The sequence below is a fragment of the Stenotrophomonas sp. ASS1 genome, from assembly GCF_004346925.1.
Classification (GTDB): domain Bacteria; phylum Pseudomonadota; class Gammaproteobacteria; order Xanthomonadales; family Xanthomonadaceae; genus Stenotrophomonas; species Stenotrophomonas maltophilia_A.
This window is the reverse complement of the sequence record NZ_CP031167.1, coordinates 3,195,904-3,215,297: the sequence shown is the minus strand read 5'-3', so window position 1 is coordinate 3,215,297 and position 19,394 is coordinate 3,195,904. Positions and strand designations below refer to the sequence as shown.

Annotated in this window: 16 protein-coding genes; 8 read left to right on the top strand and 8 right to left on the bottom strand. The window is 67.9% G+C overall.

Annotated features, from left to right (window positions below; translation table 11 throughout):
• The first annotated feature begins 33 nt into the window (after window positions 1–33).
• Genes MG068_RS15035 through tldD form a run of 4 tightly spaced genes read left to right on the top strand, consistent with a single transcriptional unit; the run spans window position 34 to window position 7,513 of the window.
• Window positions 34–642 (top strand): Maf family nucleotide pyrophosphatase, encoded by a 609-nt coding sequence (locus tag MG068_RS15035; RefSeq protein WP_132810571.1) that lies wholly within the window; start codon window positions 34–36, stop codon window positions 640–642.
• On the top strand, window positions 635–2,122 hold the full coding sequence (gene rng / locus MG068_RS15030) for a ribonuclease G (protein WP_010482960.1): 1,488 nt from the start codon (window positions 635–637) through the stop codon (window positions 2,120–2,122). Before MG068_RS15035 ends, rng begins: the two co-directional genes overlap by 8 nt.
• A 30-nt stretch (window positions 2,123–2,152) precedes the next feature.
• Entirely contained in the window at window positions 2,153–6,007 is a 3,855-nt protein-coding gene (locus tag MG068_RS15025; protein WP_132810570.1) for a YhdP family protein, read from the top strand.
• A gap of 60 nt (window positions 6,008–6,067) precedes the next feature.
• Window positions 6,068–7,513 (top strand): metalloprotease TldD, encoded by a 1,446-nt coding sequence (gene tldD / locus MG068_RS15020; protein WP_049398683.1) that lies wholly within the window; start codon window positions 6,068–6,070, stop codon window positions 7,511–7,513.
• A gap of 41 nt (window positions 7,514–7,554) precedes the next feature.
• Here the strand turns inward: tldD and yjgA are convergent, their stop codons facing one another.
• Window positions 7,555–8,142 carry a ribosome biogenesis factor YjgA gene (yjgA, locus tag MG068_RS15015; protein WP_049398682.1) on the bottom strand — a complete coding sequence of 196 codons (588 nt, stop codon included), beginning with the start codon at window positions 8,140–8,142 and terminating at the stop codon, window positions 7,555–7,557.
• A 68-nt stretch (window positions 8,143–8,210) separates the two neighbouring features.
• Here yjgA and pmbA point away from each other — a divergent pair, with 68 nt between their 5' ends.
• Together pmbA and MG068_RS15005 are read left to right on the top strand one after the other, a co-directional pair.
• A complete protein-coding gene (pmbA, locus tag MG068_RS15010; RefSeq protein ID WP_132810569.1) occupies window positions 8,211–9,578 on the top strand; it encodes a metalloprotease PmbA in 1,368 nt (455 codons plus the stop codon).
• Between the two features lie 87 nt (window positions 9,579–9,665).
• Window positions 9,666–10,037 (top strand): DUF4870 domain-containing protein, encoded by a 372-nt coding sequence (locus MG068_RS15005; RefSeq protein WP_014038018.1) that lies wholly within the window; start codon window positions 9,666–9,668, stop codon window positions 10,035–10,037.
• 92 nt (window positions 10,038–10,129) lie between these two features.
• Here the strand turns inward: MG068_RS15005 and MG068_RS15000 are convergent, their stop codons facing one another.
• From MG068_RS15000 to MG068_RS14980, 5 genes are all read right to left on the bottom strand, one after another.
• The gene (locus MG068_RS15000) at window positions 10,130–11,008 is read right to left on the bottom strand and encodes a polyprenyl synthetase family protein (RefSeq protein ID WP_132810568.1); all 879 of its coding nucleotides are present in this window, start codon (window positions 11,006–11,008) and stop codon (window positions 10,130–10,132) included.
• Complete coding sequence (locus MG068_RS14995) at window positions 10,998–11,258, bottom strand: exodeoxyribonuclease VII small subunit (RefSeq protein ID WP_132810567.1); 261 nt, start codon at window positions 11,256–11,258, stop codon at window positions 10,998–11,000. Before MG068_RS14995 ends, MG068_RS15000 begins: the two co-directional genes overlap by 11 nt.
• A 36-nt stretch (window positions 11,259–11,294) precedes the next feature.
• On the bottom strand, window positions 11,295–12,581 hold the full coding sequence (tilS, locus tag MG068_RS14990; RefSeq protein ID WP_206138659.1) for a tRNA lysidine(34) synthetase TilS: 1,287 nt from the start codon (window positions 12,579–12,581) through the stop codon (window positions 11,295–11,297).
• 711 nt (window positions 12,582–13,292) lie between these two features.
• The gene (locus MG068_RS14985) at window positions 13,293–13,838 is read right to left on the bottom strand and encodes a WG repeat-containing protein (RefSeq protein ID WP_032128996.1); all 546 of its coding nucleotides are present in this window, start codon (window positions 13,836–13,838) and stop codon (window positions 13,293–13,295) included.
• Window positions 13,835–15,541 (bottom strand): alkaline phosphatase, encoded by a 1,707-nt coding sequence (locus tag MG068_RS14980; protein ID WP_107431288.1) that lies wholly within the window; start codon window positions 15,539–15,541, stop codon window positions 13,835–13,837. The genes MG068_RS14985 and MG068_RS14980 overlap by 4 nt, the downstream gene beginning before the upstream one ends.
• Window positions 15,542–15,695: 154 nt before the next feature.
• On the opposite strand from MG068_RS14980, the gene MG068_RS14975 reads away from it, so the two are divergent.
• Entirely contained in the window at window positions 15,696–17,030 is a 1,335-nt protein-coding gene (locus MG068_RS14975; RefSeq protein ID WP_046988032.1) for a dicarboxylate/amino acid:cation symporter, read from the top strand.
• Between the two features lie 290 nt (window positions 17,031–17,320).
• Here the strand turns inward: MG068_RS14975 and MG068_RS14970 are convergent, their stop codons facing one another.
• Both MG068_RS14970 and MG068_RS14965 read right to left on the bottom strand, forming a co-directional pair.
• Window positions 17,321–18,094 carry a C40 family peptidase gene (locus tag MG068_RS14970; RefSeq protein WP_132810566.1) on the bottom strand — a complete coding sequence of 258 codons (774 nt, stop codon included), beginning with the start codon at window positions 18,092–18,094 and terminating at the stop codon, window positions 17,321–17,323.
• Between the two features lie 131 nt (window positions 18,095–18,225).
• Complete coding sequence (locus MG068_RS14965) at window positions 18,226–18,804, bottom strand: C40 family peptidase (protein WP_065428014.1); 579 nt, start codon at window positions 18,802–18,804, stop codon at window positions 18,226–18,228.
• A gap of 73 nt (window positions 18,805–18,877) precedes the next feature.
• On the opposite strand from MG068_RS14965, the gene MG068_RS14960 reads away from it, so the two are divergent.
• Window positions 18,878–19,360, top strand: a complete 483-nt coding sequence (locus MG068_RS14960) for an FKBP-type peptidyl-prolyl cis-trans isomerase (RefSeq protein ID WP_049398704.1) — start codon at window positions 18,878–18,880, stop codon at window positions 19,358–19,360.
• Window positions 19,361–19,394 lie beyond the last annotated feature (34 nt).

The following is a 19,394-nucleotide window of genomic DNA, read 5'->3' as shown; positions in this document are numbered from 1 at the left end:
ATTCAGGTGGCGGCCTCAGGTTATGCTGTGCCGATGCTCTATCTTGCTTCCCGCTCCCCCCGACGCAACCAGCTGCTAGCCCGACTCGGACGCCCCTTCCAGGCCCTGGACCTGGAGGTCGTCGAGCAGCGCGCGCTCGCTGAAAGCGCCGAACAGTATGTCTGCCGGGTCGCCGCCGACAAGGCGCGCGCCGGGTTGGCCCGGGTGCTGGTCGATGACCCGCAGGCGCGCGTGCTCGGCTCGGACACCGAGGTGGTGCTGGATGGCGACGTGTTCGGAAAGCCCACTGACGCCGCCGATGCGCGGGCGATGCTGGCGCGCCTTGCCGGGCGTACCCATCAGGTGATGACCGCCGTGGTGGTGGTCGGCGCGGACGGGCTGGACAGCGAACTGGTCATTTCCGAAGTGACCTTCGCCCCGATCGACGCTGCCGACATCGCCGCCTACGTGGCCACCGGCGAGCCGTTGGACAAGGCCGGGGCCTACGCTATCCAGGGCGGGGCCGAGCGCTGGATCGAACATCTTTCCGGCAGCTACTCCGGCGTCATGGGGCTGCCATTGCTGCATACCGATCGTCTGCTGGCGCGCTGCGGCGTGCCGGCCACAACTGCCGATGCCGCCAGGGAGGCTGCCGATGTCTGAGGAAATCCTGGTCAATGTGACCCCGCGCGAAACCCGGGTCGCGGTGATCGAGAACGGCATGCTGCAGGAACTGCACATCGAGCGCGGTTGGCGCCGGGGTGTGGTCGGCAACATCTACAAGGGCAAGGTGCAGCGGGTGATGCCCGGCATGCAGGCCGCCTTCGTCGAAGTCGGGCTGGAGCGTGCCGCGTTCCTGCATGCCAACGACGTGGTGCGGCCGGCGCCGGTGGCCAGTGCCGATACCGAGAACACCACGCTGCCGCCGCCATCCAGCGTGCCGATCGTCGAGCTGCTGCGCGACGGCCAGGACATCGTGGTGCAGGTGGTGAAGGACCCGATCGGGACCAAGGGCGCACGCCTGACCACCCAGATCAGCATTCCCTCGCGCTACATGGTGCTGCTGCCGCAATCCAAGGTCGTGGGCGTTTCCGCACGCATCGAGGATGAAACCGAGCGCGCCCGCCTGAAGGCGCTGGTGACCGAACTGTCGGCGCAGCACGGGGGCTACGGCTACATCGTGCGTACCAATGCCGAGGGCCAGCCGGCAGAGGCCATCGCCGAGGACATCGCCTACCTGTCGCGGGTCTGGAACGTGGTCGAGCGTCGTGGCCGCGAAGCGGCCTCGTGCAGCAACATCTATGAAGACCTGAGCCTGCCGCTGCGTTCGGTGCGCGACCTGATCCGCAAGGATGTGGACAAGGTGAAGGTGGACTCCAAGGAGACCTTCGCCCAGCTGCAGGCCTTCGTGGCCAAGTACATGCCGGTGCTGGCCGAGAAAATCGAGCTGTACAGCGGCGATCGCCCGATCTTCGACATGTTCGGGGTGGAGGACGAGATCGGCCGCGCGCTGGACAAGCAGGTGCCGTTGAAGTCCGGTGGCTACCTGGTGATCGACCAGACCGAGGCGATGACCACCATCGACGTCAACACCGGTTCGTTCCTCGGCCAGCGCAACCTGGAAGAGACGGTGTTCCGCACCAACCTGGAAGCGGCACAGGCGGTGGCGCGGCAGCTGCGGCTGCGCAACCTGGGCGGCATCATCATCATCGATTTCATCGACATGGACGATGCCGAGCATCGCCGCCAGGTGCTGCGCACCCTGGAAAAGGCGTTGGCCCGCGACCATGCCAAGACCACGGTGTACGACTTCTCGCCACTGGGCCTGGTGGAGATGACCCGCAAGCGCACGGTGGAAAGCCTGGAGCGACAGCTGTCGGAAACCTGCCCGCAGTGCAGCGGCCGCGGCAGCATCAAGACCACCGAGACGGTGACCTACGAGATCTTCCGTGAGATCACCCGTGCCGTGCGCCAGTTCGATGCCGCGCGCCTGCTGGTGATCGCGTCGACCAAGGTGGTCGCGCGCATCACCGACGAGGAATCCGCGGCGGTGGCCGAGCTGGAGGAATTCCTCGGCAAGAGCATCCGCTTCCAGGCGGACGAGCAGTACCTGCAGGAGCAATTCGATGTCGTTCTGCTCTGATCCTCGCCGGCCGCAGGCCGGCGGTGGCCGATGAGCGCGCCGCCGCGCCTGCGACTGCGAAGGATCCGCCGTCATTTCATTGCCGCCTGCGCGGTGGGCCTGGTCGGGCTTGCACTGCTGGTGGGCACCCTCAGCCAGCTGCTGCCGCTGGCCGAGCGCCATCCCGACAGGATTGCCGCCTGGCTGAGTGAACGCGCTGGCCAGCCGGTGCGTTTCGACCAGCTGCAGACCGCCTGGACCCGGCGCGGCCCGCTGCTGCAGCTCAAGGGCCTGCGCATCGGCGCCGGCCAGGGCCTGGCGATCGGCGAGGCCGAAGTGCTGGTATCGATGTACAGCGGCCTGTTGCCTGGCCGGTCGCTGACCGAGCTGCGCCTGCGTGGCCTGGCGCTCGACCTGCAGCAGGGCGAGGACGGTCGCTGGTCGGTACGCGGCCTGCCGCAGGCCGCCAATGGCGGGGACCCGCTGGATGCGCTGCGCCGGCTGGGCGAACTGCAGGTGATCGGAGGCCGCCTGGGCGTGCATGCGCCGGGGCTGGGGATCGACACCACGCTGCCACGCATCGACGTGCGCCTGCGGGTCAACGGCGACCGCCTGCGTGTAGGCGTGCGTGCCTGGGCCCAGACCGAAGCGCTGCCGTTGACGGCGGTGCTGGACGTGGACCGCGTGCGCGGCAATGGCCAGGCCTGGCTGGGCGCCGATCCGGTCGATTTCCATGCCTGGTCGCCGCTGCTGGCGGCCGGCGGTGTGCGTCTGCGCGAAGGCAAGGGCGAACTCAACCTGTGGCTGACCCTGCGCGATTTCGCGCCGGTGGCGGTGACCACCGATTCGGACCTGCGTGATGTCCGCATCGATGGCGCACCGATGCCCTCGATGGCGGCTCCGCAGCTGCAGCTGCAGCGGTTGCAGGCACGCCTGCGCTGGCAGCGCCAGGCTGATGGCTGGGCGTTGCAGGTGCCGCGCCTGCGCCTGAAAACCGAAGAGGGCGAGCAGCAGCTCGATGGCCTGCAGCTGCAGCTTGGCAAGCAGCTGCGGGTCCGTTCTGGCGAAGTGCAGGCCGGCACCGCGCTGCGTGCGCTGGCCCTGAGCGATCGTCTCGAACCGGGCCTGCGTCGCTGGCTGTTCCTGTCCAGGCCGCAGCTGGATGTGCGCGAGTTGCAGCTGGCGGGCGATCGCGATGGCCCGCTGTGGGCGCAGGGCGAACTGCAGTCGCTGGGCTTCGCCAGCGTGGGCAATTCGCCCGGCCTGCGCGGCCTGGGCGGGCGCTTCGAAGGCGACGCGGATGGCTTCAGCCTGCAGTTGCAGCCGCAACGGCAGCTGCAGTTCGATTGGCCGACCGGCTTTGGTGTGCGTCATGACCTGCATCTGGCGGGACAGGTGGTGGGCTGGCGCGACGAGGGCGGTGGTTGGCGTATCGGTACTGCGGCGATGCGCGTGGAAGGCACCGACTATGCGGCCGACGTGCGCGGCGGGGTCTGGTTCCAGGGGGACGGTACGCGGCCGTGGCTGCAGCTGGCGGCCAAGCTGGACGACGTGCCGATGACTGCGGCCAAGCGCTTCTGGATCCACTCCAAGATGAGCAAGGGCGCCACCGACTGGCTGGACATGGCGCTGGCCGGCGGCCAGGTGCGCAATGGCATCGGCCTGGTCAGTGGCGACCTGGACGACTGGCCGTTCGACAACAACGATGGCCGCTTCGAGGCCACCGGCCATATCACCAACGGTGACATCCGTTTCCAGCATGATTGGCCGTTGATGAGCCAGGTCGACGCCGATATCGCCTTCATCGGCCCCGGCTTCGACATGCATGGGCGCGGCGATCTGGCCGGTGTGGCGGTGCAGAAGTTCGAGGCGGGCATTCCGGATTTCGGGCAGCAGCCGCTGTATGTGCGCGCCGATGCGCAGAGCGAGGCGGGCAAGCTGCTGGCGATGCTGCGGCAGAGCCCGCTGCACAAGGATTATGGCGACACCCTGGACAACCTCACCGCTGCCGGCCCGGCGCATGTGACCTTCGATCTGCTGCAGCCACTGCACCACGATGAAGGTGGCGGCCACCTGCAGGGGACGGTTGATCTGGCCGGCGTGAAGCTGGTCGACAAGCGCTTCCAGCTCGCCTTCGACAACATGCAGGGGCAGACGCGCTACAGCAATGGCGGTTTCGATGCCGAGGCGCTGTCGGTGCGCCACCTCGGCCAGGACGGTCGCCTGAGCCTGCGTGCCGGTGGCTACGTGCACGACAGCAGACTGGCCTTCGAATCGCAGCTGTCGGCCACGCTGGATGCTGGCGTGCTGATCGACCGCGCGCCGGAGATGGCCTGGCTCAAGCCCTACATCACCGGAACCTCGCCGTGGACCATCGCGGTCAGCCTGCCCAAGGTCACTCCGGGGGCGCCTGCGCCGCCCAGCGAGCTGCGGTTGAGCTCCGATCTGGTCGGGACCCGGCTGGACCTGCCGGCGCCGCTGGACAAACCGGCTGCCGAGCCGTTGGCGACCACCGTGGCTGCACAGCTGCCGATGGGGGCCGGCCGCATCGACGTGGCGTTCGGCCAGCGCCTGGCGCTGGCCGCTCGCAGCCACAACAACCAGACCGGTGTGCAGGTGACGCTGGGCAGCGACCATGTCGACCGCGAGCCGCCGCCGAGCGGATTGACCGTCAATGGCCGCAGTCCGACCCTGGACGCTCTGGAGTGGATCAGTCTGGCGCGGGGTGGCAGTGATGACGACGCCATGCCGCTGCGTGCGGTGGACGTGCAGGTAGGCCAGTTGAAGCTGATCGGTGGCGTGTTCGAGCAGACCCGGTTGCAGCTGCGCCCGGGCGCGCAGGCACTGGATGTGCGCCTGGACGGCCCGTCGCTGGCCGGGCGCCTGACCGTCCCCAATGCAGATGGCGGCACCATCAGTGGCCAGCTCGACCGCGTGCACTGGCAATCCCTGCCGGCGGCTCCGGGTGCATCGGCCGCACCGGCACGGGTACAGGCCGGCGCCAACGACATGGACCCGGCCAAGCTGCCGCCGTTCGCGCTGGACATCGCCGACCTGAAGTTCGGCAAGGTGATGCTGGGCCAGGCGGTACTGCGTACGCGGCCGCTGGCCAATGGCCTGAACGTGGACGAGCTGCGCTTCCGTGCGCCCGACCAGGAGATCGACATCAGCGGTCGCTGGCTGGGCCGCACCGGTGGTGCCCGCACCGAGCTGACCGCACAGGTGCGCAGCGAGGACCTGGGCGGACTGATGCAGAACCTCGACTACGGCGGCCAGCTGCGTGGCGGTTCCGGCCAGGCGCAGCTGCAGGCCACGTGGAGTGGGGGGCCGTCGGACTTCCAGCTGGGCAACCTGCAGGGCCGCCTGGACCTGCACGCGCGCAACGGCCAGCTGCTGGAGCTGGAACCGGGCGCTGGCCGGGTGCTGGGCCTGCTCAGTGTCACCCAGCTGCCGCGGCGCCTGATGTTCGACTTCCGCGACTTCTTCTCCAAGGGCTTCGCGTTCAACCAGATCGACGGCAGCATGCAGTTCGGCCAGGGCATGGCACGCACCGACAAGGTGCTGATCGAAGGCCCGGCAGCCAACATCACCATCCGCGGCCAGGCCGACCTGCGCAACCAGCAGTTCGACCAGACCATCGACGTCAACCCGCGTGCAGGCAATCTGCTGACCGTGGTGGGTGCGGTCGCCGGTGGCCCGGTGGGGGCGGCGCTGGGCGCGGCCACCAATGCGGTATTGTCCAAGCCATTGGGCGAGATTGGCGCCCGTACCTACAAGGTGACCGGTCCATGGAAGGAACCGAAGGTGGAAGTGATCGAGCGCAGCCGCGACAAGGCTCCGCCACCCGTACCGGCACCGGCGCCGGCGATTCCGCCGACCATCACCGGCCTGCCGCGCTCGCGTTGAGCGCGGCTTTCCTGTTCACGGGGCTTGCCTGAGCGCCCCCGCATCCCCAGATCGAGAACCATGACTGATATCGCCCTGACGCTTGCCCAAGACCGCCTGCTGCGCCCCGGCGGCCTGGATACCGCTGGCCTGGAGCGCACCTTCGGCCAGCTGCTCGGCCCCGGTGTGGACTTCGGCGACCTTTATTTCCAGCATGCCCGCCGCGAGAGCTGGAGCGTGGAAGACGGCATCGTCAAGGACGGCGCCCATTCCATCGAGCAGGGCGTGGGCGTGCGGGCGATTTCCGGCGAGAAGACCGGCTTCGCCTACTCCGACGACATCCATGCCGATGCGCTGCTGACGGCGGCGCAGTCGGCGCGTGCGATCTCGCGTGAAGGTGGCGCCCAGTCCGGGCGGTCGCTGCTGCGCGGCAACGCGCGCGCGCTGTACCCGGCGCTGGACCCGATCGATGGCATCGGCAACGAGGCCAAGGTCGAGGTGCTCAAGCGCCTGGATGGCTACCTGCGCGCCGCCGACCCGCGCGTGAAGCAGGTGATGGTGAGCCTGTCCGGCGGCGTCGATACGGTACTTATCGCCCGCAGCGACGGTGTGCTGGGCGCTGACGTGCGCCCGCTGGTGCGCCTGAACGTGCAGGTGATCGTCGAGCACAACGGCCGCCGCGAGTCCGGCTATGCCGGCGGTGGTGGCCGCTACGGGTATGAGGAGCTGTTCGCCGACGGCCGCCCCGAGGCCTTTGCCCGCGAGGCGCTGCGCCAGGCGCTGGTGAACCTGGACGCCGTTCCGGCACCGGCCGGGGTGATGCCGGTGGTGCTTGGTCCGGGCTGGCCCGGCGTGCTGCTGCATGAAGCGGTCGGCCATGGCCTGGAAGGCGACTTCAACCGCAAGGGCACCAGCGTCTACGCGGGCCGCATCGGCGAGCGCGTTGCCGCCCCGGGCGTGACCATCGTCGATGACGGCACGCTGGACGGACGCCGTGGTTCGTTGAACATCGACGATGAGGGCCACCCGAGCCAGTGCACCACCTTGATCGAGGACGGCATTCTGGTGGGATACATGCAGGACAGCCTCAACGCACGGCTGATGGGCATGGCGCCGACCGGCAACGGCCGCCGCGAATCGTTCGCGCACCTGACCATGCCGCGCATGACCAACACCTACATGCGCGCCGGCCAGCACGACCCACAGGAAATGATCCGTTCGGTGAAGAAGGGCCTGTACGCAGTCAACTTCGGCGGTGGCCAGGTCGACATCACCAGCGGCAAGTACGTGTTCTCGGCCACTGAGGCCTACCTGATCGAGGATGGCCGCATCACCACGCCGGTGAAGGGTGCGACGCTGATCGGCAACGGTCCGGAAACCATGCAGAAGGTGCGCATGGTCGGCAACGATCTGGCCCTGGACGAGGGCGTGGGCATCTGTGGCAAGGACGGGCAGAGCGTGCCCGTGGGTGTCGGCCAGCCCTCGCTGCTGATCGAGGGCATCACGGTCGGCGGTACCCAGGCCTGAGCCGGGCGATGGCCAGCGCCACCGCCCAGGCCGGCGCGGACTCAGTCCTCGTCGGCTTCGTCGCTGTCGACGGGGTCGGCGTCTTCGGCGCTGGCCTTCAGGCCCAGTGCGGCCGGCAGCATCAGGGCGCGCAGCACCTGGAAGATTTCGCGGTAGGCGCGTGGCGGCTTGTTCCTGGCCTTTTCGGCCTGGGCATTGCGCACCAGCGTGCGCAGCTGCTGGCGGTCGGCCTGCGGGTAGTCGTCCAGCAGTGCAGCCAGCGCCTTGTCACCCTCGGCCAGCAGGCGCTCGCGCCAGTCTTCCGCGCGGTGCATCATCGCCACTTCGCGGCGGCCGGTTTCGCTGTTGGCGTCCAGCGCATCGCGGATCGCATCCAGCGTGGCGTCTTCTTCGCGGCGCATGTGCTTGGCCAGGAACGCCAGCTGGCGCTTGTGGGCGATGTGGGCGGTGATGCGCTTGCACTCGGCGATATGCGGCAGCAGGTCTTCCGGGATCGGCAGGCGTGCCAGCTGGGCCGGGGTCAACGACACCAGCTTCTCGCCCAGGGCCAGGACGTCGAGCGCGTCGCGCCGGTTCTGGCTGCGGCTCTTGTCGTGGAATTCACCGGTTTCTTCGTCGCGTCCGCGCATCGTTCCTACCTGATCTCAAAAAAAGTCGCCCGGCGTGATGCCGGGCCCAACCCGTACAGGATAAAGCATTGAACGTGATCGCCCCTGAAGTCGCTGTCGGCGACGACAGCCTGGCCCGGCTGGAACGGCTGGCCGACCTCTCCCAGCAGCTGCTCGACCGCGCCCGTGCGCTGGGCGCCAGCCAGGCCGAGGTCAGCTGCAGCGAGGATCGTGGCCTTGAGGTCAATGTCCGCCTTGGCGAGGTGGAGACCGTGCAGTCCACCCGTGACCGCGGTATCGCCGTCACCGTCTATTTCGGCCAACGCAAGGGCAGCGCCAGCACCGGCGACCTGAACGAGGCCAGCCTTGCCGCCACGGTCGAGCAGGCCTGTGCAATCGCCCGGCACACCGAAGATGACCCGGCTGCCGGCCTGGCCGAGGCCGCACTGATGGCCACCGATTTCCCGGATCTGGATGCCTGGCACCCCTGGGCGCTGCAGGCCGACGAGGCGGTGGACCTAGCCCTGGCCTGCGAGAACGCAGGCCGTCAGGCCGATGCGCAGATCCGTAATTCCGACGGCGCCTCGGTTTCGAGCATGCAGAGCCTGTCGGTGTACGCCAATTCGCATGGCTTTTTCGGCCGTGAGCGTGGCACCCATCATTCGGTGGGCTGTGCGCTGATCGCCGGCCAGGGCGATGGCATGCAGCGCGATGGCTGGTACACCAGCGCGCTGGCCCGCGAGGATCTGGAAGACGTGGGCCTGGTCGGTCGTCGTGCTGCCGAGCGCACCGTCGCCCGCCTGCAGCCTCGTTCGATGGCCACCGGCAGCATGCCGGTGCTGTTCGCCCCGGAAGTGGCGCGCAGCCTGGTCGGCCACCTGCTGTCGGCGGTGTCCGGCGGTGCGCTGTACCGCCAGGCCAGCTTCCTGCTGGACAGCGTTGGCCAGCAGCTGTTCCCGGACTGGATGCAGATCGAGGAACTGCCCCACCTGCGCCGTGGCCTGCGCTCGGCCGCCTTCGACGGTGACGGCGTGGCCACGCGTGCTTCGGCCCTGGTCCGTGACGGCGTGCTGCAGCGCTATGTGCTGGGCAGCTACTCGGCACGCAAGCTGGGCCTGCAGACCACCGCCAATGCCGGTGGCGTGCACAACCTGCAGCTGGCCGCCAACGCGGGTTCCCTGCAGGACATCGCCCGGCAGATGGGCGATGGCCTGCTGGTGACCGAACTGATGGGGCAGGGCGTGAACGGGGTGACCGGCGACTACTCGCGCGGTGCCGGCGGCTTCCGCGTCGAGAATGGTGAGATCCAGTACCCGGTGGATGGCGTCACCATCGCCGGCAACCTGCGCGAGATGTTCAGCAGCATCGAAGCGGTCGGCAGCGACGTCGACCCGCGCTCGCACGTCCGGACCGGTTCGATCCTGCTGGGGCGGATGACCATCGCCGGTAATGATTGATGGTATTGATGGCGTAAGCTATGCCCGCCTGACGCAACCAGCTTGGTGCTGGTGGGTCAAGACCACCCAATGAAAAGGAGTTTTGTCGTGAGCGAATTCGATAACGTCCCGCCGCCGCCGGCCACCACCGAGGCCCCGGCCGACCAGCGCACCATGGCGCTGGCTGCGCACCTGCTGGGCATTTTCACCTGGTTCATCGGCCCGCTGATCATCTGGCTGATCAACAAGGATGACGCCAGCAAGGCCTTCGTGACCGACCAGGCCAAGGAAGCGCTGAACTTCCAGATCACCATCACCATCGCGATGCTGATCTGCATCGTGCTGACCATCGTGATCATCGGTGGCATCCTGGCCCCGATCGTCGGCATCCTGAACCTGGTGTTCTGCATCATCGCCGCGGTCAAGGCGAACAACGGCGAAGCCTACCGCTACCCGTTCGCGCTGCGCCTGGTCAAGTAAGATCGGCCACATGCGGAACTGGAAACGCCCGGCATTGCCGGGCGTTTTCATGTGCGGAGAGTGACGGGCGGTACCCGGCGAGCGCGCAGCACTCAATGATCGCGTTCGACCGCCAGCGTCGCCAGCGCGCGCAACGCATCGGCCTCTTCGCCATACCCGGCCAGGATCGACTGCATGCGTGCGGCCAGTTCGTGCAGCTGAGCCTTGGCCCCGTCCATGCCAAGCAGGGCGGGGAAGGTGCTCTTGTCCTGTGCCTGGTCCTTGCCGGCAGTCTTGCCCAGCTGTTCGGAACTGGCCTCGACATCGAGGATGTCGTCACGCACCTGGAACGCCAGGCCGAGTGCATCGGCGAAGCTGTCGAGCTGGGCCAGCTGCGGTTCGTGGGCCTGGCCGCACAGCGCGCCCATGCGCACCGCCGCACGGATCAGCGCGCCGGTCTTCAGGGCATGCATGCGGGTCAATGCCGCCAGCGTCTGCTGCTGGCCGGTGGCATCGATATCCAGCGCCTGGCCGCCGCACATGCCAGCGGCGCCGGACGCGTGGGCCAGGGTCTGCAGGCAGGCCACGCGCAGCGTGGCCGGCAGCGGTGCATCGGCCAGCAGGCCGAAGGCACGCGTCTGCAGCGCGTCGCCTGCCAGAATCGCGGTGGCTTCGTCGAAGGCGATGTGGGTGGTCGGCTTGCCGCGACGCAGCGCGTCGTCATCCATTGCCGGCAGGTCGTCATGCACCAGCGAGTAGGCGTGGATGAGTTCGACGGACATGGCGGCCGCATCCAGGCTTTCCGGCTGCGCACCGAACAGGTGGCCACTGGCGTAGACCAGCAGCGGGCGCATGCGTTTGCCACCGCCCAGCACCGAATAGCGCATGGCCTGGTGCAGGCCCTGCGGTGCCTCGGCAGGCGAGGGCAGTGCGGCGTCGAGCTGGCTTTCAATACGGTCGCGCCAGCGCGCGAACAGGGCCTCAGCCGTCATAGCTGGGCGGATCGAAAGGCTCGGATGCTTCCGGCTGCGCCGGATCGCTGAGCAGGCGCACGCGCAGCTCGGCCTGCTCCAGCGCCTGCTGGCACTGGCGATACAGACCGACGCCACGTTCGTAAGCACTGAGCGAAGCTTCCAGGCTCAGCTCGCCGGTTTCCATCTGCTCCACCAGCTGCTCCAGCGATTCGAGCGACTGCTCGAACTGGGCGACCGGGGAGGCGTTTTCGGGGGACTTCTTGGCCATGCGGCAAGTGTGGACGGGCCGCGCGCGGGGGTCAATTCACCAGCCGCCCGGGCGCCACTGCAACTGCGCGCCATGCGCCTGCAACCAGGCCTGCAGCGGTGCGGCGATGACCACGTCGGCGGCGGCCAGCAACTGCGGGCCATCAAAGATCAGCGGCAGCTGCGCGCGTCGCCAGGGGGCGAGGTGTTCGCGTTGCAGGCAGTCCTTCAACGCGTGCGAATGCTGGCGACCGGGCAGCAGAATGCGCTCACCGCCCACGCGTGCACGGACCTGCAGGGGGCGATCGAAGGCCGGGGTGCCCTGCAGGCGCAGCTGTCCGCCATCGGGCAGTGCCAGCGGTGCGCGTCCATCCCATTCGGCCTGCCACTCGAGGGGAAGCGCAGGCAGCCGGGCCGGCAGCAGGTAGGCGTGGTCGCGCCACTGTTGGATCGCGTGATCGTGCCAGCGCACCCGCGCCTGGCGATCGTTGTCGGCCGGCAGCAGCTCGTCCAGCGCCTGCTGCAGCACGGTGGCCGGCAGCGGTGCCGCGTCGTGGCCGGCCACCCAGGCACGCAGCACGCGTGCGGCACGGCCCGTTGAGACCTGGCGAAGCAGCTGCAGCGACAGCACGCGTGGAGCGACTTCCAGGTGTGCGATCAGCTCGGCGTCTTCCTCGTCAAGCAGTTCGCGGGTCTGCCCGCAGTGCGTTGCGCTGCCCGCCATCGCCGCAGCGGCATGCGGCCAGCGCTGGCGCAACAGCGGCAGCACCTGCAGGCGCAGGAAGTTGCGATCGGCGTGGTCGTCGGCGTTGCTGGGGTCTTCGATCCAGTGCAGTGCATGCTGGCGGGCGTAGTCGAGGAGTGCACTGCGTGGCACCGCCAGCAGCGGTCGCCATAGAGGCTTTTCGCCAAGGCGGCTGTGCGTGGACATCGCCGCCAGGCCATCGACGCCGGAAGCGCGCAGGGCGCGCAACAGGAAGGTCTCGGCCTGGTCGTCCTGGTGCTGTGCCAGCGCCAGGGTTTCGCCGTCGCGCAGTTCGGCCGCGAACGCGGCGCGTCGTGCCAGTCGCGCGGCACCCTCGGTGCCCAGGCCTGTGCCGTTCTCGACCTGCACGCGGTGCACGGCCAGTTCGATGCCCCAGGCGTCGCATTGCTGCTGGCAGTGCAGCACCCAGTCATCTGCATCGGGCTGCAGCCCGTGGTGCACGTGCACCGCACGCAGCGCCGTGCCGGAAGCTTGCGCGCAGCACCACAGCCAATGCAGCAGCACGGTGGAGTCGACACCACCGCTGTAGCCCACCAGCAGCGGCGCATCCAGCGGAACGAGGGCAGGAAATTCAGTCACGGCGGCAAGTATAGGGTTGGTCGGCAGGGCTGCGCCCTGCACCCGCAGACGCGCAAGCAACGGCAACGGCCGAAGCAACAGCAGAAGCGGGTTTCCTGAGGGTTGGCGGGGTGGGGCCGGTTGCGGGGGGCGCTGCAAGTCCCCCTCCGGGGCCCGGCCCAGCCGCTGGCGGCTGTGCGTTCGGGCGCTTGCGAAGCCGTGCTTCGCAAGCAAAGCGCCCTCACCCATGTAAGCTCGGTCGCCGCTTGCTCGTGTGCGCAGTCCTGCGCACACGGCAAGACCGGGGTTGGGCGTCCTGCCCAACCCGCCCGAGGCATGCCTCGGGCCCATGCGGCTCACGCCCCCGCAACCGGACCCACCCCGGCTTCGACAGAATGCCGCGATCTGCCAGAACGGCGTCGTGCACCGCTTTGGTAGGTGTCGACCTTGGTCGACACAGTAGATCCACGCCATGCGTGGATGACTCATTCGATATCTGACAGATGTGTCGACCAAGGTCGACACCTACCAACAGCCGCGGAGATCTGTCAGAGGCGGGGCACTGTGGGTTTGCGGGGTGTGAGCCGCATGGATGCGGCGATCAAGGCTACATGGACGTACTTGCGCCGTCCCCGCAAACCCACAGTGCCCCGCCATCCCACGGAATGCACGCTGTTGCTTCGGCCGTTGCCGTTGCGTCTGCAGGTGCAGGGCGCAGCCCTGCCGAAAACCCTACTTCACCCGACGGCCCGAACGGTCGATCCGGAACCGCTCTCCGCCTTCCATCGGCGTGTGGCCATCCGCATCCGGCGTACCACGACGGCAACCATTGCAGACCTCGGCCACGCCATCCTGGAACGGCCAGCCGAAATCGAACGTGCCGGGCACCACCTGGCGGAACTTCAGATCGAAGTAGGCCACGCGGTTGCCTACGCGGGCGCGCAGCAGGCCTTCCTGCGGCGTTTCCGGGCCGTTGTCCCAGGTCAGCACCGGCAGGCTGCGGCCCTTGCGGTTGACGTAGTGGAAACCCTGATCGGCGTACACCACGGCCAGGCCATGGTCGTCGTAGTTCAGGTCCTTCAACGTGTCGGCACTGATCTTCGGCCGGTGATCGACCACCTCGCAGTTGGGCAGCGGCCACAACCCGTGTTCGTCGGTCAGCAGCTTGCACGCCGGTGCCTGTGCCGCTGCATTGGCACTGACCAGCACGCCAAGCAGGACCAGCGACCGCGCGAAGCGGCCGCTGGCAGGGGCAGGGTGGGCCTGCCTCACGATCACTTGGCCTCGGCCTTGCGCTCGAATGCGGTCGGCGCCGGCAGCTGTACCGGCACGCCCTTGTCGTCGCAGGTGCCGGCCTGGCACAGGCGCTCGCGCAGGGCCGGGGTGGCCTGCACGATCATGTGGTAGATCGCGTTCTGTTCCAGCGTGCCGCGGATCGCCTTGCTGCCCGGGCCGCGTGCCCAGATACCGACGTCTTCGCCGCCGTGCGACTCGGACTTCATCGGCACCAGTGCTTCCTGCATGTAGTCCGGATGCTCGGTGTCGACCTCGCGCAGGTTCGGGCGGCCGTTGGCCGGTTCGAAGCTGCTCGGGTTGTGCGGGTAACGCTTCGGACCGGCCGGCTGCTGGTTGCTGCTGCCGGTATGGCCCGGGCCATTGGCGTAGCTCAGGGTGGTGTACGGCTGGCCGGTGCCGTCCAACGCGTAGTCGAGCTTGCCGGCGCCATCTTCGCCGCCCTTGTCCTTCACCTTGCCCAGGATCGGGTTGCCGCGCGCCGGGTAGCCGACGAAGTTCAGGGTGTGCGAGTGGTCGGCGGTGACAATGATCAGGGTGTCATCGGCCGACGTCAGTTCGTTGGCCACGCGCACCGCGTCGGACAGGGCCACGGTCTCGGTCAGCGCCCGGTAGGCGTTGCCGCTGTGGTTGGCGTGGTCGATGCGCGCGCCTTCGATCATCAGCACGTAGCCTTCCTGGTGCTTGGCCAGGTTCTTGATGGCTGCCGCCGTCAGTTCGGCCAGGCTCGGCTCACCGCCCGGATCCTGCGGGCGCTCGTACTCGTAGCGCATGTGGTCCGGCTCGAACAGGCCGAGGATGGCCGGCGCATTCGCGGCGGCGGCCAGCTGCTTGCTGTTCCACACGTAGGCACCCTGCGGATGCGTCTGCTGCCATTCCTGCACCAGGCTGCGGCCGTCCAGGCGCTGGCCGACCTTGTCGTCGTATTCCGGATCGCGTTCTTCCACGGTGGTGAATTCACCGCGACCGCCGCCGAGGGCGACCAGCGGGCCACGGCCATAGCGCGAGGTGGACAACAGCTGCTGGGCGATGTCCTTGCAGCCGGCGGCCTTCGCGGCTTCGGTCAGGTCGGTGTCGTTTTCCCAGTTGCGCTCGGGCGAGTGCGCGTAGGTGGCGGCCGGAGTGGCATGGGTCAGGCGTGCGGTGGACACCACACCGGTGGCCAGGCCGGCGCTGTCGGCCAGCTGCAGCCAGGTCAGCAGGCCCTTGGACAGGCTGTCGGCGCAGTCGGTGCGGCTGCCGGCGCTGACGCCGATCGCGCCCATGTGGGTCTTCACGCCGGTGGTGATGGCGGTCATGGTGCCGGCCGAATCCGGGGTCTGCGAATCGGTGTTGTAGGTCTTGCTGAAGGCCGTGGCCGGGAAGCGCTCCCAGGACAGCAGGTTCTCTTCACCCGAGCCGCCCTTCTGCTGGCCTTCGTAGATGCGCGAGGCGGCCACCGTGGTCAGGCTCATGCCGTCGCCGAGGAACAGGATGACGTTCTTGGCCTTGCCGGACATCGCGCCGTTGGCGGCGGCCTGGGCGGCGCCGCTGCGGTACCACCACTGCGGGGTCTCGCCGGCCGGATGGGCAACGGGGTCGACGGCGACCTTCAGGCCGGCCGGGGCGGACGCGGGGGTGGTGCTGGCGCAGGCGCCCAGCAGCAGGGTGGTGGCGCAGGCGGCCAACAGGGAGACGGAACGGCGCATGGACGCTGGGATCTCACAAACTGTAACGGGACGTTCATTATGCCCGCCCTCGCAAGGCACGCCGATGACACACTGATTTGCCGGCCGGGCGGTCGTTCTGCGGGCCACCTTGGGCTATCGTGCCAGCATCCCTTCCTTCCCCTCTGGATTGCCTATGAAGCTGGTCTCTGCCTGGCTGCGGATTCCATTCTGGCAGCGCGTGGTCGGTGGCTTCGTGCTCGGCGCGCTGGCCGGCTGGGCGCTCGGCCCGGCCGCGGAAACGTGGTTCGGCCCGCTCGGCGAGCTGTACGTCACCCTGATCAAGATGATCGCCGTGCCGCTGGTGTTCTTCGCGGTCATCAACGCAATCTCGTCGCTGCACGGCCAGAAGTCGGTCGCCGCGCTCAGTGGCCGCACCTTCCTGTGGTTCGTGATCACCGCCGCGTTGGCGGTGTGCGTCGGCCTGGGCGTGGGTACCGTGCTGCAGCCCGGCGCCGGTGGCCTGCAGCTGTCGATGGCCAGCAACTACGTGCCGCGCGAAGTGCCCAGCGTGGTGCAGGTGCTGCTGGACGTGGTGCCGGCCAATGTCTTCTACGCGCTGTCCGGCATCGGCACCAAGGTCAATGCGGCCGGTGAAACCGTGCTGGCTGCCGGTCGCGGCTCGATCCTGCCAGTTATCTTCTTCGCTGGCCTGGTGGGCTTTGCCATCGTCAAGCTGGGCGAGAAGGTGACCGAGGCGCGCAAGCTGGTCGGCCAGATGAGCGACATCATGATCCAGGTGACCCGCTTCGTGCTGGAAGTCACCCCGATCGGCACCTTCGGCCTGATTGCCGGCCTGGTCGGCAGCTACGGTTTCGAGAAGCTGCTGCCGCTGGGCCACTTCGTGCTGGCGCTGTACGTGGCCTGCGCACTGCACATCGTGGTGGTCTACAGCGCACTGCTGCTGGCGCACGGCCTGAACCCGTTGAAGTTCTTCCGTGGCGCGGCGCCGGGCATGCAGGTCGCCTTCGTCAGTTCGTCCAGCTTCGCAGCGATGCCGGTGGCGCTGCGCTCGATCACCCACAACCTGGGCGTGAACAAGGACTACGGTTCGTTCGCGGTGCCGCTGGGTGCCAGCATCAAGATGGATGGCTGCGGCGCGATCTACCCGGCGCTGTGCGCGGTGTTCATCGCGCAGTACAGCGGTGTGCCGCTGACCCCGGAGCAGTACGTGGTGGTGCTGATTGCCTCGGTGCTGGGCAGCTTCGGTACCGCCGGCGTGCCGGGTACTGCTGTGATCATGGCTACGGTGGTGCTGAGCGCAGCCAACCTGCCGCTGGAGACCATCGGCTACCTGTATGCCATTGACCGCATCCTGGACATGATGCGCACGATGACGAATGTGACGGGCCAGATGCTTGTGCCGGTGATCGTGGCCAAGGAAACCGGCCTGCTTGACCAGGCGGTGTATGACAACCCGTCCAGCAACGTGGGCGTGGACGATCCGGACCCGACACCGCCACGCGGCTGAGGTTGCGTGGAGATGAAAGGCCCGCCCTGAACGGCGGGCTTTTTGTTTTGGAGCTGACTGGCGCGGTGCCGATCAGGGTAGGTCCCCGGTAGATCCACGCCATGCGTGGATGGCCGCAGTGCCGACCAACGGTCGGCACCCACCAGAGGTCAGTAGGTCCACGCCATGCGTGGATGAAGGCGGTACCGACCAAGGTCGGCAGCTACCCACCATTACGGGCCCAACAAAAAAGCCGCTGCAGGGCAGCGGCTTTCTCGTGTCAGGCGGCGCGGTAGCGCCAACCGGTCAGATCAGAGATCGACCCGGCGGGCCTGCATGAACTTGTTGCCCCAGTAGCCGCTGAGCAGGGTGTCCACGCGGACGTCCTTGCCGGAGCTCGGTGCGTGCAGGAAGCGGCCATCGCCAACATAGATGCCGACGTGGTCGACGCGGCCCTTGCGGCCGAAGAACACCAGGTCACCGGCAGCCAGTGCGGTGCGATCATTGATCAGTTCGGCGTTGTCGTCGTGTGCCATCTCGCGCGACACGCGCGGCAGCTCGATGCCCAGGGCCGAGCGGAACACGTAACCGACCAGGCCGCTGCAGTCGAAACCGCTGTCCGGGTTGCTGCCACCCCAACGGTACGGGGTGCCCAGCAGGGTCATCGCGCGGCGCAGCAGCGATTGCACCTTGCCGTTGTCGGCGGCGGTGCCGACAACGCTGCCATTGGCGGCGCTGCTGGTGTCGTAGTTGGCGAGCAGGCGGCTGAGATCACCGGCTACCACGGCCGAGCGGTCCATCAGCGGAATGGTGTCATTGGCGGCCAGGTGCGGCAGCAGGGCGGCCAGCGTGGCGCTGGCGGCGGCATCGACGCGGCTGCGCTGCGGAGCGGCAGCCTCGGCCTTGGCGGCCGGTCGGGCGGTGCTCTCGACCACCGGGGCCGGGGTCACATCGGAACGGTTCGGAGCAGTCTGCGACCAGGCCGGAAGGCTGGTCAGACACAGTGCCAGGCCAAGCAACAGCGGGCGGGCACTACGTGAAGATACGGAAGTCTGGCCTTCGCTTTTCAGGTCGTCAGTCGTCACGCGTCGGTCACAGGAAAAAAACGATGGGGCATCATGCCCTGTAAAAGCGGCAATAAGTTAAAAATTCCGTTAGTAAATCGTTAGTTGCATGGTGATGTGCGTCACAATTTTGATCATATCGCCTGTTCATCTTAGCGAAGGACGCGTTTCGCCCCGGTGTAGTGGTCCTTCCAGTACGGACCGCTGAGCGAGTCCAGCCGGACCGTGCCACCGGTGCTCGGCGCGTGCACGAAGCGCCCTTCACCCACATAAATGCCGACATGGGTGACGCTGCCGCGGCTGCCGAAGAACACCAGGTCGCCGGTGGCCAGGCGCTGCGGGTCGATCTTCGGGCCCTGTACCGCCGCCAGGTCGCGCGAGGTGCGCGGCAGTTTCAGGTCCAGCATCTCGCGGTAGACGTAGGCCACCAGGCCGCTGCAGTCGAAGCCGGAGTCGGGGGTATTGCCGCCATAGCGATAGGGGGTGCCGACCAGGCTGATGGCTCGCATCAGCACCGAGTTGGCCGCCTCGGGATTGTCCGGCACGGTCTTCGGCCAGTTCGCGGTCGGCGGGGGCGGCGCGGGTCGGGTGGCCTTGCCGCCGCCGCAGGCGGTCATCAGCACGGGCAGGGCCAGCAGCAGGGCCGGGGCGAGGAGCCGGCGCAGGCCGGACGAAACTGGCGTGATGTGCATGATCTCCGGATAATGCGCCACCTTAGGATTGGCCGTCATGATGGCGGCGTCCCCGCCGGGCGACAACCCGCCCCAACCCGCCTGCCTCCGGCAGATCCAGACAGAGTTGCGCATGAAGATCGAAAAAGACCGCGTTGTCCGCTTCCACTACACCGTTTCCGAAGTCGGCCAGGAGCCGATCGAATCGTCCAAGGACCGCGGCGAGCCGCTGGCGATCCTGATCGGCCACGGCAACATCATCCCGGGCCTGGAAAACGCCATGATGGACAAGGAAGCCGGCGCGACCTTCAGCGTCGACGTCAACGCTGCCGATGCCTACGGCGAGCGTCGTGAGGGCCTGTCCCAGCGCGTGCCGAAGAAGCACTTCGGCAACACCAAGCTGGCTCCCGGCCAGCAGGTCGTGCTGCAGACCAACTTCGGCCCGCGTGCGGTGACCGTGCAGAAGGTCGGCATGAGCGTCGTCGACGTCGACCTGAACCATCCGATGGCCGGCAAGGACCTGCACTTCGACGTGGAAATCGTCGATGTGCGCGAAGCCGGCAAGGAAGAAATCGACCACGGCCACGTCCACGGCGACGGCGGTCACCAGCACTGATCGCAGCGCGATCGTGATGGCAGCAACGGCCCGC